This window comes from Oceanobacillus luteolus (assembly GCF_023715655.1).
In the GTDB taxonomy this organism is placed as follows: domain Bacteria; phylum Bacillota; class Bacilli; order Bacillales; family Amphibacillaceae; genus Oceanobacillus; species Oceanobacillus luteolus.
Map to the genome: position 1 here is coordinate 368368 of NZ_JAMBON010000001.1, position 16520 is coordinate 384887.

The following is a 16520-nucleotide window of genomic DNA, read 5'->3' on the forward strand; positions in this document are numbered from 1 at the left end:
TTATTTCCCCCTTATTGTTGTTCCAATTGTTTCGCCTTCTACAACTTTCAGGATGTTCCCTTCTTCTGTAATAGAGAAGACGATTAAAGGAATATTATTATCCATGCATAATGATGAAGCTGTGGAATCCATTACCCCAAGCCCTTCATTTAACATGTCCATATAAGATAGTGTATCATATTTAACTGCATCTTTATTAATCAATGGGTCATCGGAGTAGACACCATCCACATTGTTTTTAGCCATTAAAATTACTTCCGCTTCAATTTCAGCAGCTCTAAGTGCAGCAGTTGTATCTGTAGAAAAATAAGGATTTCCTGTACCAGCGGCAAAAATGACAACACGCTTTTTCTCCAAGTGGCGAATTGCTTTTCTTCTTATGTACGGCTCTGCAACCTGGCGCATCTCAATGGATGTCTGGACTCTTGTTGGAATTCCAATTGTCTCTAGGCCGTCCTGTAATGCAAGTGAGTTCATAACCGTAGCTAGCATCCCCATATAGTCTGCAGACGCACGGTCCATTCCTACTTCACTACCGACTTTTCCTCTCCAAATATTGCCCCCTCCAACAACGATGGCAACTTCTACCCCAAGGTCTACAACCTCTTTTACTTGTCTCGCAATTGACCGGATAACCTTTGGATCTATTCCATTACCTTGGTCTCCACTCAATGCTTCTCCACTTAATTTCAACACAATTCTTCGGTACTTTGCTGTTGTCATAGTAACCTCCATAGCAATCGATATTATTATGAATGAATTACTCTAATTCATACGGTGTTGTATAAAAACATGGTAAAATAGGGAACGATACGTTCCCTATTTTAGTTTACTTTTTAATTTGGCTCATAACTTCTTCAGCAAAGTTTTCTTCACGTTTCTCCATACCTTCGCCTACTTCATAACGGACAAACGTCTTAACAGTTGCACCTTTATCTGCTACAAATTTCTTCACTTTAACATCTGGATCTTTAACAAATGCTTGTTCAACTAGAACGATTTGCTCAAAGAATTTACCAAGACGGCCTTCAACCATTTTCTCAACGATTTTCTCTGGCTTACCTTCATTTAGTGCTTGTTGTTTTAGAACTTCACGTTCGTGATTCACTTCATTTTCCGGAACATCTTCACGGTTTACATAACGAGGGTTGATTGCTGCTGCATGCATTGCTACATCTCTAGCAACTGCTTCATCATTTGTGTTTTCCAATACAGCAACTACACCAATTCTTCCTCCCATATGCAAGTAAGAACCGAAAACATCATTATCGGTTTTCTCAAAAATTGTGAAACGACGTAGAGAGATTTTTTCACCAATTGTAGAGATAGCACGAGTGATGACTGCTTCTAGTGTTTCGTCACCTTCAACTTTAGTTTCTAGTGCTTCTTCAACTGTTTCAGGCTTTTTATTTAATAGTGCTTTACCAATTTTTCCAAGTAACTCAAGGAACATTTCATTTTTCGTAACGAAGTCTGTTTCACAGTTTACTTCAAGTAAAACTGCTGTGTTGCCATCGATTTCAACATGTGTAAGACCTTCAGCTGCAATACGATCTGCTTTTTTAGCAGCAGATGCCATACCTTTTTCACGTAGAAAATCAATAGCTTTATCAATATCACCATTTGTCTCTTGTAGTGCTTTCTTACAATCCATCATACCTGCACCAGTTTTTTCACGAAGTTCTTTAACCATTTTAGCTGTAATTGCCATTGTTATATCCTCCTTCAAATCATAAAGTGAATCTTCTTTTAACCAGGTTCTACTTCCCCGTATTAACGGGCAATACTGAATGCTGTGGCTACTATGTATTTGTAGCATCTCCAAATATATTTGGAACTTACAGCCAGTTCACCTGAAACAAAGCTTTTTCTTTAAAAAAAGGTGATAAAAGGTAATTATCCTCTTATCACCCTCATCATTTTAAAAATTACTCTTGAGTTGAGGCTTCTACTTCAGCTTCCACTTCAGTTTCTTTTTCTGTTGCTTCTTCAACTGGAGCTTCAACTTCTGCAGTTTCTTCACCTTGTTTACCTTCTAAAATAGCATCAGCGATTTTACCAGTCAACAATTTAACTGCACGAATTGCATCATCGTTAGCTGGGATCACATAATCAATTTCATCCGGGTCACAGTTTGTATCAACAATACCAATGATCGGTATATTTAATTTGTGCGCTTCTGCAATTGCAATACGCTCTTTACGTGGGTCAATAACGAATAAAGCATCTGGAAGCTTCTTCATTTCTTTGATTCCACCTAAGAATTTTACAAGACGTTCTTTTTCTTTTAGAAGAAGTGTTACTTCTTTTTTAGGAAGTACTTCAAATGTACCGTCTTCTTCCATTCTTTCAATTTGTTTTAATCGTTCGATACGTTTACGGATAGTCTCGAAGTTAGTAAGTGTTCCACCTAACCAACGTTGGTTAACATAGAACATTCCTGAACGGATTGCTTCATCACGAACAGAATCCTGTGCTTGTTTCTTTGTACCTACGAAAAGAACTGTTCCGCCATTAGCCGCTAATTCTCTTACATAGTTGTATGCTTCATCAACCTTTTTAACTGTTTTTTGCAAGTCGATGATGTAGATGCCGTTACGCTCAGTGAAGATGTATTTCTTCATCTTTGGATTCCAACGGCGTGTCTGGTGACCGAAATGTACACCAGCTTCAAGTAATTGCTTCATTGAAATTGCTGCCATTTTAAATTCCTCCTAAGGGTTTTATATTTTCCTCCGACCAGTTCATTTCCACTTATAGACCATTGGCAGTGGCACCTTACAAGTGAATCCCCAATCGTGTGTTTTGCCTTGCCTTCATTCGACAAGAGTTTTACACCAGAAATTAATATATCATAACTGGGGCGCGGAAGCAAGTTTATCTATAAAATAAATTTACTGATTATAAAGCTTTATAATCAATTCCGCCTCCGTTTTACCACAATTTAAGGTTTTTGCGATTTCCTCCACATTTTTTCCTGCGGCATATAATTGCAAAACTCGAGATTCTAGGGACGCTTCCACTTTATAACCAGAATCTGTACCCAATAGACGATCTATATCATCTTGTGGCTTCTCATTTTTTACAGGTACCCTCTGCTTATCCGAAGTTGATTCTTTCTTGATTTTTGATTGAATTTTCTTCTCTGACACAGGTTCCTTGTGATCTAATAATGCTTGCAGACGATTATTTTCCTCTTTAATTTCCGCTAAGGAGCGTTCCAGAGCTTGGACAATTTCATCAGAAGCAGTGTCGGATTCTGATGCCGGGATTTTTTTGACCAACTGGAAAATTGCCGCCAATGTGATTAAATGTAATAAAAAACTTATGATTAAAAGAAATGAAACCATATCAACGCCCCTTTAACCGTTATAGTCGATACGTTTTCCAAGAAAAGGATGCCTGGATGTTGCCCCTCCACTTTGCTTTCCGTATACATCTTGCTTTAAAGTATCAGAATTCTTTTCTAAAAAAGAATTGGTGTTTTCTAATTCCTGTATCCTGTTCCGTTTGATTTTATCCTCCTTGAGTTGCGAAGCTGTTAGGGTACTCTGAACATGTTCTCCTTGTTTATGCACTTGTTCTTGAATCTTACCTGAATCCTGCGTACGTGGTAATGCTACTTGCATTTCAATCGATTTTAGCCCCATTCCTCCACCGATCCTTTCCACTTACTGAACAAATCGTTTAGAACAATTGCTGAAGTTCTATTTCTTTCTGATATAAACTTAACTGAACATAATGATAATTGGAATGCATGATTCGCTTATATTTCCCGAAAGCCACAATAACATTTTCGTAAATATTATTTCTTACAGTTAAGCTTGATTTATTTTCGTCTCCTATATCAGCGTCCAATTCAGAAAGTCTTTCCTTTACACGATCAAGCTCCTCTGCAACCAGCTTCATAGAGTGCTTTTGCCGCAACTTCGAAATCCGGACCCTTGGATTCATTGGGTCTTTTACAGCCAGCTTGTCACCGAGTAATTTAAGTTTTAATTGCTTCTCTTCCAATTCTCGATGCTTTTTATTTAGGGATTCTATCGTATCTGCCATTATTTTATTTATCCCTAGATGAATTTCCGTCTTCGTATTTAATCTAGATCCGATATCTCTAGCTTCAATTGTTTTACCAGCAGATAATATTCCGCCTATAATATTCCCTTTTTGGGAATAAACATGACCGCATACTACACACTCGCTATGAAGGATGGAATTCTCGACGTATAGGTCCTTTCCAACTGATACTTTCGCCTGATTGATATATCCTATCTTTAGGTTATCCCCTGCCTGCAGGACCCCTTTATCTTGGCCGGCAATGCCCTCAGCAACATATATCGATCCTCCAGCAATAATTGTTGCCGCTTCCACCATGCCGAAAATTTTTATATCGCCTGCAGCTTTAACTGTGTAACCAGTTGGCACATCTCCATGAATAATCACGGTCCCTATAAAGTCAATATTACCGGTCTTCATCGATACCGTTTCGTTCACATGAAATTCAGGTAGTACTTGAATATGCTTCCCCTTTATACTGAATTGCCCATCTTCTGTAGCATAATAACAATTATCCAGAGCATTAAATACAACATTCTTCCCTGGTCTTAATACTACAGATTTCCCGGGAGGTGCTTTTACGACCTCCCCCATTACGTTCTTACCATCAATACCTGAAGTGGGTTCTGAAATTTTAGCCAGCTTTTGACCTTTCATCACCGAAGGAATTTTCATTACTTCTCGAAAGTTCCAGTTTTCACTTATCTGCATTTCTTGCTCTATATCCACAAGATATTCAATTTTACCGTCTATACCGTTTACAGGGGATAATCCTTTCGCAACGACAATAGGGTATTCCATGTCCGTCGGGTCCTCTGCCAACTGCGCGATTGCTTGATATTGGATACCGAACCTAACATTTGATGCAGTTAAAAAACTCTTCCAGATATCGATATCAACTTCCAACTTTTCCTCAAGCTCCAAAAACGGTTCCCTACAATCCACTTCCGCTATCATGTCTTTCTCTCTAAAATGAATTCGAAAATACTGCCGTAATCTTTCCAAATTGATTCCCCCAAGATAACGTTAATGCTCTGCAACCTTCGCTAGAATATCTTTCAGTTTATAAATTGCTTTTTTATGTATTTGTGAAATTCTAGAGGTAGTTAAATTTAATACTTCTCCTATTTCGGTCAATGTCAATTCATCGTAATAAAAAAGACTGATAACCATTTGTTCATTTTTATTTAGACTCTTCAAACCTTCTATCAGTTCTTGTTTTAATTCGTCTTTAGTCATGTTCTCTTCTGGAGAAGCTGCATTTACATCGGGAATGGTGTAACCAATACCTTCACTGAATTCTTGTTCTTTTTTCGGTTTTTCTTCAATTGATAATACATTTGAAAATAGAGCATCTCTGACAACGGATTCCACTTCATCTTCAGACATCTCTAAACGATTGCCAATTTCTTTTGATGTAGGTATCCGTTGTAATTCTTGTTCCAATTCCTGAGAAACCCGTTCAACTTTTTTCGCTTTTTCCCTTAAAGAGCGCGGAAGCCAGTCTTCCTTCCTTAAACCATCAATTATTGTTCCTTTTATTCGGAAGGAAGCATATGTATCGAATTTTAAGTTTCGCTCGAACTCAAACTTTTTAATTGCATCATATAGGCCGAGGAGACCAAAGCTTCTAATATCATCCTTACTCACATTGTTTGGTAAATGGCTGGAAATACGCTCTACATGATAATCAACTAAATATGTATAGTAATGAATGATTTCATTTAATGTCGCTTCATCTTCTTTTTCTTGCCACCGTTGCCAAAGTAACTGTTCATATGATGATTTTGAACTCATGGCTCTCCACTCCTTCCTAAATTCATGGATTGATCAAAACAGGAATCAAATTATTATTTCTTCCCTGTTTACTCTTCGGATTTTAAGTTTTGCAGTTGCTGGATCGAATTCTATTGTTCTCCCAATATTCCCTCCAACATCTTGAGCGATGACTGGAATCTTCAACTTATTCAACTCATTTAAGGACGCATCGATATTTCGAGGGCCAATACGCAATAAATCAGAACCAGAACTGAACTTAAACATTTCGGCACCACCAGCAATTTTCGCCTTCAAGGCATGCTTTCTAGCACCTATTTCTAATAAACGGTCCACCAGTACCGGTATAGCTGTATCTGCATACTTATATTCATTTATTGATTTTTGTTTTGTAACACTGGAATCTGGCAACAAAATATGGGCTAATCCCGCAACTCTCTTTTGTTCATCATAGATGACAATTCCTACACAAGATCCAAGTCCTAAAGTACGTATCGTATTTGGTTCCCTGACCGTATTCAAATCAGCTATCCCAACTCTAACAACCGTTCCGACCTTATACATATTCTTTGATTCCTAGCGATGAAAATATTGTTTGCAGTGATTCTGGATGAGGTAACAAAAAAAGATTACCTTTCATGGTATTGTCACTATCTTCACTATTAACTTTTGAGTCAATTACAATTGCATAGTCTGAAACCTGCGAAATATCAATTAAACCATATGTAAGAATCGCTGCAGCCATATCTATACCCAAGTGCGGAACAGATGGTTGAAAATTCAGGTTTGTAAAATCAGAAAGAGCAGAAATATAAGATCCAGCAACTATATTCCCCACTTCTTCAAGTACAGAATAGTTAATTTTATTTGCGCTATTTTCATCCATTAAGGAAAATGTAGAATTATGTGTCATGGTTTGCACTAGTACTTCTGCTTCTTCAATGGAAAGAACAAAGAATACATGCAGAGGAGCATCACCAAAAACTCTAAAAAGAATCGCCACCACCGAAGCATCTGGACCACCGATTAAATCCATCATTTCATCAAATGTTACAATCTTTACTGTTGGAATAACCATATTGACCTTCTGATCTAACAGCTGTGATAAAGCCGTGGCAGCATTACCAGCTCCTATATTTCCAATTTCCCTTAAGGCATCAAATTGTATTGGAGATAAATTTTCATAGGTCATATCGCTCTTATCCTTCCGCTTTAACAGTCAATTGATGTTGTTCAGAAATAAGAACCTTTTCCAGGTTTAAAAGGATGATCAGTCGGTCATTTATTTTTACGACACCATCAATATAATCTACTGCTGCAGAACCTACAACTTCAGGATTCGGTTCGATACTGTCAACCGGCAAATCGATGACATCACTAGCCGCATCTACAATTATACCTACTTCCACCCCATTCACTGATACGATAATCATCCGCTGCTCTTCCGACACTTCCTTTTCTGCAATTCCAAATCGTAATCGAAGGTCGATGATAGGAATAACGACACCCCGCAAATTAATGACCCCTTTTACAAAGCTAGCTGTCTGGGGAACTCTTGTTATCGGATGCATTCTTTCAATCGCACCAACGTATTCTACAGGAAGCGCATATTCCTCATTTTGTAATTGAAATACTATTACCTTTTGATTTTCTAATAACGTATCTTCCATCTTTATCTGTCCTCTCTATGCTTTTACCGGCACCAAATACAGCTAACTAGCTCAAACCTTTCAAGTAGTGACCGATTTGGTTTAACGGCATTACTTCATCCACGAATTCGGTTTCCTTTGCAGCTTTAGGCATACCATAAATAACTGCTGTTTCCTCCGACTCGGAGATGGTGATCGCATCCTTGTCCATCCGTTTAATACTTCTGATACCCTCGGCTCCGTCACTACCCATTCCTGTCAGAACGATCGCTATTTTACAAGTCCGATTTAAAGTTGCAACAGAATCGAATAAAGCATCCACCGATGGACGATGATTATTTATAGGTTGTTCCTTGTTTAACTTGATGACATAACTTGTGCCAGCTTTTACAACAGTCATATGAAAATCACCAGGAGCGATATAAGCCGTACCTGCCCTGATAATTTCTCCGTTTACAGCTTCCTTTACATGAATACCTGATAAAGCGTCCAATCGGTCAGCCAGTGATTTTGTGAAATGCGGCGGCATATGTTGCACAATGAGAATTGGCATTGGATAATCCGCTGGTAAATCCTTCAAGATACGTTGGAGCGCTCTTGGTCCTCCAGTTGACGTACCGATTACAACGAAAGCATCTTTGGTTATATTTGGTGATGATTGTATCGTTAAACGATCAGGATTAACGAAACGTTTATTCATTTTACTTTGAGGGGACTGAAGAGTTGCATCTTTTGCCGCAATTACTTTAGAGATAATTTCTTCCTTAATCGATTCGATATCTAAGGAGATTTCCCCGGATGGTTTCATGATAAAATCAACCGCTCCGTTTTCAATAGCTCTAATTGTATTTTCGGTGCCACTACGAACCTCACTTGATAACATGATTACAGGTACAGGTGTCGTACGCATTATTTCTTCAAGTGCAGTTATACCATCTAATACAGGCATATTAACATCCATCGTTACAACATCAGGAGCCAGTTCTTTTACTTTACTAATACCATCCTCGCCATTCCTTGCTGTGCCAACGACTATCACACGTGGGTCACCTTCTAGAATATCTGTAAGCATTTTTCGCATAAAAGCAGAATCATCAATAACTAGTACACGAATTGGATTCATTAAATTTTACCTCTTAATAGATTTTTAAACCGGTCTAAAAATGCCGGTTGATAGGTTAATTGAATTTCATCACTATTGATAAGATAGTTGTCAGTCAATTGCCTTAAGGACTTTGCAGACGGCGCTTTTTTATTTAATAAAATATATGGAATTTGACGAATTACTGCTTCTGTTACATTTTTATCTTCCGGAATGATCCCTAAAGGATGAACTCTAATTTGCAAAAACTGTTGGACAACTTGCTGAAATTGTTTTAAACCGCTCCATTCATTACGGGATCGGGCACGGTTTAAAATAACATGTATTGGCATTTCCCCCCCATTGATTACAACTTGCTTTATCATGCTGTAAGCATCTGTAATCGAGGTCGGTTCACCAGTTGTGATAGTGATGCATTCATCAGCGGCAAGAATGAAGTATAAGCTTTCTTCAGTAACCCCTGCCCCCATGTCAAATATTATATAATCGTACACCTCTACCAGTTGCCTGTATTGTTCAAAAAAGAATTCCTTCTGTTGGTCACCCATTGTAATGAATTGACTTAATCCAGTCCCGCCAGCAATATATGATAAATTTCTTGGACCTTTTTCTAAAATCTCAAAGATAGATAGCTGGTCATTAAAAAGATCCACGATTGTTCTTTTCGGCTGCAATCCAAGTAGAATATTGATATTTCCCATACCAACATCCAAATCCACAATAACTACTTTCTTATCCCGATTTATCAATTCCAAAGAGAAATTCAAGGCGAAATTCGATTTTCCGACTCCACCTTTTCCACTAATGACAGCAATCGTCTTCGCCTGACTCTTTCTATATGAAAATGAAACACCCATTTTTCTTCGTAAATTTTCTGCCTGATCAGTCATTTTCCATTCTCCATTATCCATTCGCTTATACTTGCAGCAGTTGGTTGAACCAAATCATCTGGAACATCTTGTCCATTTGTCATATAGGCTATACCGATATTGTTCATCAAACTTATATTTAGAATACTACCGTATTGGCTGGTTTCATCGAGTTTGGTAAAGATTATTTCCTTCAGTGGAATCTCCTCGAACTGTATGAAAATATCTTGTAAATCCTTTGGCTTCGCAGTAAGAGATAACACCAAATAAGTGGCGATATGGTCTACGTTTCCCATCAGTTCTTTCAGTTGTTTGATATAGACAGGATTACGGAAGTTCCTACCTGCTGTGTCGACAAGGATAACATCATAGTTAGAAAGTTTTTGAATGGCTTGTTTGTAATCATCCACATTATAAGCAACCTCAACCGGGATATTAAGAATCCTGGCATAAATTTTTAATTGCTCAATAGCAGCAATTCGATACGTATCAGTAGTAATGAACGCCACTTTCTTCTGCTTTTTCAGCATAAGTTTAGCGGCAACTTTCGCAATCGTTGTTGTTTTGCCAACTCCTGTCGGTCCCACAAATTGTACAATTTTGTGTTTTCCGTTAATCCCCTCAGACTCCTTGTCTCTATATTTTTCAGCAATTACTCGTTTAACCTCTGCTTTTATTTCGTGTTGGGTCACTTCTTCTTTTTTACTTGCCAACAGTCGGACTGTATGTTGAATAATTTCATCAGCAAGCTTCGGATTGACTTCTTGGTCAATGAGCTGATGATAGGCTAGCTTATAATCTACCGGTATGTTTAATTCATTGTCAGCCGTTTCAAGTTTAATAACTTCCTTTAAGCTTCTGATTTCTTGAAGAATGGCAAGGTTAGAATCTACCTCTTCTTTTACTACAGGATTTATTGGAACTGTATCTGTTTTCCGATGCGTTGGTTCGTTCTTCGCATCTTTTATTAAGTCAGGATCTTTAGCTGCGATGACTTCTATTTTTTTCTTTTGAAACAAGCCAAGAAAACCTTTTTGTTTTATTTCTTTCGATTGAAGAATAACCGCATCCGATCCAAGATCTTTTCTAACCTCATTCATTGCTTCAGGCATGGAATCTGAGATATATTTTTTTACCTTCACGCAATATTCACCACCCCTAGACTTTGAACCTGCACATCTGGTTCTAGTTCATTATAGGATAAAACAATAACATGAGGAAGAAAACGGTCAAGCAACTGTTTCAAGTACATTCGAACTGCTGGTGAGCATAGTACAATTGCTGTTTCTTCCTGTAGTGAAACTTTCTCAGCTTCCTGATGTATGGTTGTAATAATTTCTTGCTGCTTATCTGGATCTAATGATAAAAAATTACCATGTTCGGTCTGCTGAATGTTCTCGGCAATCAGTTTCTCTACCTTTCCTGAAACAGTGATCACCGGCAGCGTCTTATCTTGTTTCATGTACTGTTTCGTAATTTGTGCAGATAAGGATTGTCTCACATACTCAGCCAGTAAATCTGTATCATTCGTCATTTTCGAAAAGTCAGCTAACGTCTCGAATATAACTGGAAGATTGCGGATGGAAACATTTTCTCTCAGTAACTTGGCAAGTACTTTTTGTACATCACCAACTGCGAGAGGCTCAGGCGTAACCTCTTCGACTAGTATCGGATGACTTTCTTTCAAGTGGTCAATAAGTTGTTTTGTTTCTTCACGGCCGAGCAATGTATGAGCATGACGTTTGATTACCTCTGTTATATGTGTAGAAACTACTGATGGAGGATCAACGACCGTATAACCTGAAAGTTCAGCCTCATCTTTAAATTCCTCGTTAATCCACTTTGCAGGCAAGCCAAATGCAGGCTCCTCCGTGTCAATGCCTTCAATCCCGTCGTCCTCCATATCAGGTGCCATTGCCAAATAGTGATCCAGCATCAATTCACCACCAGCAACTTCATTTCCCTTAATTTTCAGGCGATACTCATTTGGGTTCAATTGGATATTATCTCTGATTCGTACAACAGGTATAACCATTCCTAGTTCAATGGCCAACTGTCTGCGAATCATAATAATCCTTTCCAATAGGTCCCCACCCTGATTTGCATCGGCAAGCGGAATTAGTGCATAACCAAACTCAAATTCAATCGGATCCAGGTTAATTAAGCTGACCACATTTTCGGGGGCACGCAGTTCTGAGCTTTCTGCTTCATCCAGCTCATCTTCATCCAAATCAGTTGGAATATCAGGTTCTCTTTGCAGCATATAAGCTGTAAATGCTAGGACACCTGCTATCGTTGTTGTTAGAAAGAAATTAATCGGTGTTAACCCAAGTAGAAAAATCGTTCCGGCCGCTACATATAATAGCTTAGGATATTGAGTCATTTGAGTAACAACATCCGCACTTAGATTACTTCCGTCACTCGATCGTGTTACAACGATTGCTGTTGCTGTTGACATGAGCAATGCAGGAATTTGACTAACTAATCCGTCACCTACTGTCAGTCGGGTAAATAATTCAACGGATTCACCTATTGAGAGTCCCATCTGAACCATACCAATTATTATTCCAACGATAATATTGATTAAAACAGTGATAATGGATGCAATTGCATCTCCCTTAACGAATTTACTCGCACCATCCATTGACCCATGGAAATCCGCTTCTTTTTCAATTGTTTTACGACGCTCTTTAGCCTCTTGCTCCGTAATAAGACCAGCATTTAGATCTGCATCGACACTCATCTGTTTACCAGGCATCGAATCAAGAGAAAACCTTGCTCCTACCTCAGAAACACGTTCGGCACCCTTAGTAATTACAATAAAGTTGATAATAACAAGGATAATGAACACCACAAAACCAACAAGCGGATTATCTCCGATTACGAAAGAACCAAATGTTTCGACCACTCCACCAGCATCCCCTTCAGAAAGGATTGCTCTTGTAGTGGAAACATTCAAACCTAACCTGAACAAAGTCACCAGTAAGAGGAGGGTTGGAAAGACGGAGAATTGAAGGACATGCGTCGTATTCATCGCCACTAAAATTACTAAAAGCGAAATACTGATATTCGTAAGGATAAGTACACTTAAAACTCCTCCCGGAAGCGGGATAACTAGGATTAAAATTATTAAAATAACACCCATTAATACGGTTAAATCACGTGCCTTCATGTGTGATGTCTCTCCTCCAAAAATTACACTTTATTCTCTAATTGGTAAACATAAGCCAGAACTTCTGCTACAGCTTGATAAAATTCTTCGGGTATAGATTCCCCGATTTCAACCATGCCGTATAGAGACCTGGCAAGTGGTTTATCCTCTACGGTAACGACTTGATGCTTTTCAGCAATTTCTCTAATTTTAAGTGCGGTTCTATCCATACCTTTAGCTACTACATATGGTGCTAATGCCTTTTCTTCATCATATTTTAACGCTATTGCATAATGGGTCGGGTTGGTGATGACTACATCAGCTTCTGGCACTTCAGCCATCATACGTCTGGTAGCCATCATACGCTGTTGTTCTTTAATCTTAGATTTGATGAGTGGGTCACCCTCCATATTTTTATACTCATCCTTTATATCCTGTTTTGACATACGCATATTTTTTTCAAAGTCATAGCGCTGATATAAATAATCGAGTACTGCCAAAAATAAAAGTGCCGCCGTAGCAGCAAACCCCATAATGATAGCTATCCGGCCAAATAATGACAAAGCATTCTCAGCATTTTTAAATATAAGCATGAGCACTTCATCTTTATACAACCAAATGACAACAAAGGTGATTGTACCAATAAACGTGATTTTTAATAATGATTTTAACAATTCCACTAACGCTCTTACAGAAAAAATCCGCTTAGCACCTTGAATTGGATCCAATCTCTTCAAATCAAATTTAAGCGGCTCCGTCGACAATAAGAAGCCCCTGGTTTGAATTAAATTTGAACTGATTCCGGCAATGATTGCAAGCAGCATAATAGGCGCAAGGATTTTTGCTGCCTCCAAACTTGCCCCATTGAATACATAAGCAACAGATTCACTCGTAACATCCCAGTGTATCAAGTTCGTGAATGCTTCAATAAATAATAATGTCATCGTCTCCAACATAAAACCGCCAAAAATGAACAGAGCAAACAAACAAAATGTCAACAAGATAACGGTATTTATATCCTGACTTTTTGCGACTCTTCCTTTTCTCCGCTCATCCTGCCGTTTTTTCGGGGTCGCTTTTTCGGTTTTTTCACCTGAAAAAAACTGTAGATCCATCTTCAATTGCATCTATCAAGCACCCCCGAATATTTGCAGTAATCCGCGCATTGCTCGAAACATTGTTCCGAATAAATTCTCTATCGCAGTAATGTATAAAGATAGGAAAATTAAAATCGCTACAAAGCTCACTAGTATTTTCAATGGCAAACCAACAACAAACACATTCAGTTGTGGGACAGTACGAGCAATAATCCCTAGAGCGATATCAACAAGAAATAATGTACCAACAATAGGGATTGCCATTTGAAAAGCAATAATAAACATATAGTTGAAAGATTGTATAATGAATTCTGTAATCGAGCCATCTTCAAACGGGATGAACGCATCGATTGAAATAAACTGATAACTTGTAAATATCCCATCAATTATTAAGTGATGACCATCCACTGCTAATAAAAATAATAAAGCAATCATATAGAAGTATTGTCCAGTCAGTGGACTTTGTGCACCAGTCTGGGGATCGACCACATTCGCAATCGCAAACCCCATTTGAAAGTCAACAAACCCACCCGCAACTTGAATGGCGGACACAATAATGAATGCAAGCAGTCCTACGAGCAGCCCCACAAGTGCTTCCTTAACAATCAAAAAAATATATGTATGGTCAAGTACAAATAAAGTTGAATCTATTGTTTGGAACAAAATTAATGCTAAAAAGAAACTGAAACCAATACGGAATGGTAATGGAATCGTCCGATAAGAAAACAATGGAACAACTAAGAAAAACGACAATAATCGCACAAACACGAGTAAAAATATCGGTAACCGATTTATATCTATCAATTCTAACAACATCTTCTAACCTACTAATGCATTTAAATTTTGAAATATGTCGGCAGCAAATTCAACCATGGTTGATAACATCCAGGGACCAAAAAATATGAGTCCAATCAAAACTGCCACTATTTTTGGTATAAATGCTAACGTTTGTTCCTGTATTTGTGTTGTCGCCTGAAAGATACTGACCAAAAGCCCAACCGCTAAAGCAAGGATGAGCAACGGCCCTGTAACAAGTAATACCGTATAAATGCCTCGCTCAGCCAACGCTAAAACAAGTTCGCTCGACATTTGAAACACCTTCTTTTAGAAATATACAAGCTAAAATCCACTTAACAAGGAATGCGTAATGAGATACCATCCATCTACCAGTACAAATAACAATATCTTAAAGGGTAGTGATATCATTACAGGTGGCAGCATCATCATCCCCATTGACATCAATATACTCGCAACTGCCATATCAATAACTAAAAATGGGATGAAAATCATAAAACCCATTTGAAATGCTGTTTTCAATTCACTTATTGCAAAAGCAGGAATTAATGTAGTTAATGGTATATCCTGAATGGTCTCCGGTGGTTCAGCACCGGAATAGTTTAGAAATAAAGCAAGATCCTTTTGACGAGTATGTTGCGCCATAAACTCCTTCATCGGTACACTAGCATTCTCGTATGCCTCATCCAAAGAAATTTCTTCAGAAAATAAGGGATCAAGGGCGTCATCATATACTTCAGAAAAAGTAGGTGCCATAATAAAAAAGGTCAGAAACAATGCCAAACCAATCAATACTTGATTGGGTGGCATTTGTTGAGTAGCAAGACTCGTTCGGACGAATGATAGAACAATGATAATCCTTGTAAAACTGGTCATTAATATTAGAATTCCAGGAGCTAAAGAAAAAATAGTCAGTAAGAGGATTAATTTAACGGATGTAGCTACATTCGTTGGGTCCGAACTTGAAAATATATCTATGAATTCATTCATTCTCGATCTTCCTTGCGCCTATCAATGATAGTTCTACGATTTTTTTGCAGGCGATTCAGCTCCTGTTGAAAAAGCTTATTAAAAGGCTTTTCTTTATTACCACTAGTCTTTTTATGTTGAAATACTGAAGAAACTATATTCTTAGCACTCATTTCCAAAGATTGTTCTTCCCTAGCCTGCCTCGCCTGCATAATTTCTTTTATAATACTTTGATCTTCAACTTCTTCTAATAAAGTGACATTTTCTCCAACACCAATTAAATAGATTCGGTCGCCTAACCGGACTAATTGTACAGATTTATTTTGACCGACAGAAATTCCGCCAACATTTTCTAGACTATTGATTTGGTTACCAATCTTATTTCTCCGTTTTAAGAAGTACAATGATGCATAAATTAGACCAAGTACGAGCAATAAAGCGAATACTAACCTTACGAGCTCAAAAAACAAGGAGCCGGGCTCCTCCTCCTGTAAAACAACTGTCTGATCTTGTTCTTCCTCATCGATGAGTGGTTCTTCACAAGATTCCGGTTGCTCTAAACATTCATTTACATAATCTACCTCAGCTTGGATAGAGACGGGCTCAATGAAAGACAAAAAACTTACAGCCAATAAAATTACAAAAAGCTTTAATACATTCTTCATTTAACAGTGATCTCTATCCTAATGCCTTTTGAATAGCTTCCAATACACGATCTGCCTGGAATGGTTTAACAATAAAGTCTTTCGCACCAGCTTGGATTGCATCAATTACCATTGCTTGCTGTCCCATAGCAGAACACATGATGACAACTGCATCTGGGTTGATTGTTTTAATTTCCTTTAAAGCTGAAATTCCATCCATTTCAGGCATGGTAATATCCATCGTCACTAAATCTGGCTGCAGTTCCTTGAATTTCTCCACTGCTTCTCTTCCATCTTGAGCCTCTCCTACAACCTCATAGCCATTTTTTGTAAGTATATCTTTTATCATCATACGCATAAATGCTGCATCATCGACAATTAAAATTTTCTTAGACATCTAAATTCCTCCTAA

General features: G+C 38.0%; 20 protein-coding genes. All 20 read right to left on the reverse strand.

Going from position 1 to position 16520, the window contains the following annotated elements:
• The 20 genes from pyrH to M3210_RS02020 all read right to left on the reverse strand — a co-directional run bounded on the left by pyrH (nt 1) and on the right by M3210_RS02020 (nt 16505).
• A complete protein-coding gene (pyrH, locus tag M3210_RS01925) occupies nt 1-723 on the reverse strand; it encodes a UMP kinase (protein WP_251510710.1) in 723 nt (240 codons plus the stop codon).
• Nucleotides 724-829: 106 nt separating this feature from the next.
• On the reverse strand, nt 830-1711 hold the full coding sequence (gene tsf / locus M3210_RS01930) for a translation elongation factor Ts (RefSeq protein ID WP_251510713.1): 882 nt from the start codon (nt 1709-1711) through the stop codon (nt 830-832).
• Between the two features lie 217 nt (nt 1712-1928).
• Nucleotides 1929-2702, reverse strand: a complete 774-nt coding sequence (gene rpsB, locus M3210_RS01935) for a 30S ribosomal protein S2 (RefSeq protein ID WP_251510715.1) — start codon at nt 2700-2702, stop codon at nt 1929-1931.
• Between the two features lie 192 nt (nt 2703-2894).
• Nucleotides 2895-3350, reverse strand: a complete 456-nt coding sequence (locus tag M3210_RS01940) for a DUF6115 domain-containing protein (RefSeq protein ID WP_251510718.1) — start codon at nt 3348-3350, stop codon at nt 2895-2897.
• A gap of 12 nt (nt 3351-3362) precedes the next feature.
• Nucleotides 3363-3650 (reverse strand): hypothetical protein, encoded by a 288-nt coding sequence (locus M3210_RS01945; RefSeq protein WP_251510720.1) that lies wholly within the window; start codon nt 3648-3650, stop codon nt 3363-3365.
• Between the two features lie 37 nt (nt 3651-3687).
• Nucleotides 3688-5061 carry a flagellar assembly protein A gene (locus tag M3210_RS01950; RefSeq protein ID WP_251510722.1) on the reverse strand — a complete coding sequence of 458 codons (1374 nt, stop codon included), beginning with the start codon at nt 5059-5061 and terminating at the stop codon, nt 3688-3690.
• 21 nt (nt 5062-5082) lie between these two features.
• Entirely contained in the window at nt 5083-5853 is a 771-nt protein-coding gene (locus M3210_RS01955) for a FliA/WhiG family RNA polymerase sigma factor (protein ID WP_251510725.1), read from the reverse strand.
• 45 nt (nt 5854-5898) lie between these two features.
• Nucleotides 5899-6396: a chemotaxis protein CheD gene (locus tag M3210_RS01960; RefSeq protein WP_251510727.1), complete on the reverse strand. Its 498-nt coding sequence runs from the start codon at nt 6394-6396 to the stop codon at nt 5899-5901.
• The gene (locus M3210_RS01965) at nt 6389-7024 is read right to left on the reverse strand and encodes a chemotaxis protein CheC (protein WP_251510729.1); all 636 of its coding nucleotides are present in this window, start codon (nt 7022-7024) and stop codon (nt 6389-6391) included. Before M3210_RS01965 ends, M3210_RS01960 begins: the two co-directional genes overlap by 8 nt.
• A gap of 7 nt (nt 7025-7031) precedes the next feature.
• Nucleotides 7032-7502, reverse strand: a complete 471-nt coding sequence (locus M3210_RS01970; RefSeq protein ID WP_251510731.1) for a chemotaxis protein CheW — start codon at nt 7500-7502, stop codon at nt 7032-7034.
• A gap of 46 nt (nt 7503-7548) precedes the next feature.
• Nucleotides 7549-8604, reverse strand: a complete 1056-nt coding sequence (locus M3210_RS01975) for a protein-glutamate methylesterase/protein-glutamine glutaminase (RefSeq protein WP_251510733.1) — start codon at nt 8602-8604, stop codon at nt 7549-7551.
• Nucleotides 8604-9473: a MinD/ParA family protein gene (locus M3210_RS01980; RefSeq protein WP_251510735.1), complete on the reverse strand. Its 870-nt coding sequence runs from the start codon at nt 9471-9473 to the stop codon at nt 8604-8606. The genes M3210_RS01975 and M3210_RS01980 overlap by 1 nt, the downstream gene beginning before the upstream one ends.
• Entirely contained in the window at nt 9470-10594 is a 1125-nt protein-coding gene (gene flhF / locus M3210_RS01985; RefSeq protein ID WP_251510737.1) for a flagellar biosynthesis GTPase FlhF, read from the reverse strand. Before flhF ends, M3210_RS01980 begins: the two co-directional genes overlap by 4 nt.
• Nucleotides 10591-12624, reverse strand: coding sequence for a flagellar biosynthesis protein FlhA (gene flhA / locus M3210_RS01990; protein WP_251510739.1), 2034 nt, complete (start codon nt 12622-12624; stop codon nt 10591-10593). The genes flhF and flhA overlap by 4 nt, the downstream gene beginning before the upstream one ends.
• Before the next feature lie 23 nt (nt 12625-12647).
• Nucleotides 12648-13730, reverse strand: coding sequence for a flagellar biosynthesis protein FlhB (flhB, locus tag M3210_RS01995; RefSeq protein WP_251510741.1), 1083 nt, complete (start codon nt 13728-13730; stop codon nt 12648-12650).
• A gap of 3 nt (nt 13731-13733) precedes the next feature.
• The gene (gene fliR, locus M3210_RS02000) at nt 13734-14513 is read right to left on the reverse strand and encodes a flagellar biosynthetic protein FliR (RefSeq protein WP_251511104.1); all 780 of its coding nucleotides are present in this window, start codon (nt 14511-14513) and stop codon (nt 13734-13736) included.
• Nucleotides 14514-14519: 6 nt separating this feature from the next.
• Nucleotides 14520-14789: a flagellar biosynthesis protein FliQ gene (gene fliQ, locus M3210_RS02005; protein WP_251510743.1), complete on the reverse strand. Its 270-nt coding sequence runs from the start codon at nt 14787-14789 to the stop codon at nt 14520-14522.
• A gap of 30 nt (nt 14790-14819) precedes the next feature.
• On the reverse strand, nt 14820-15485 hold the full coding sequence (gene fliP, locus M3210_RS02010; RefSeq protein ID WP_251510745.1) for a flagellar type III secretion system pore protein FliP: 666 nt from the start codon (nt 15483-15485) through the stop codon (nt 14820-14822).
• Entirely contained in the window at nt 15482-16129 is a 648-nt protein-coding gene (gene fliO / locus M3210_RS02015) for a flagellar biosynthetic protein FliO (protein WP_251510747.1), read from the reverse strand. The genes fliP and fliO overlap by 4 nt, the downstream gene beginning before the upstream one ends.
• A 13-nt stretch (nt 16130-16142) precedes the next feature.
• Nucleotides 16143-16505 (reverse strand): response regulator, encoded by a 363-nt coding sequence (locus M3210_RS02020; RefSeq protein WP_251510749.1) that lies wholly within the window; start codon nt 16503-16505, stop codon nt 16143-16145.
• Between the last annotated feature and the right edge of the window lie 15 nt (nt 16506-16520).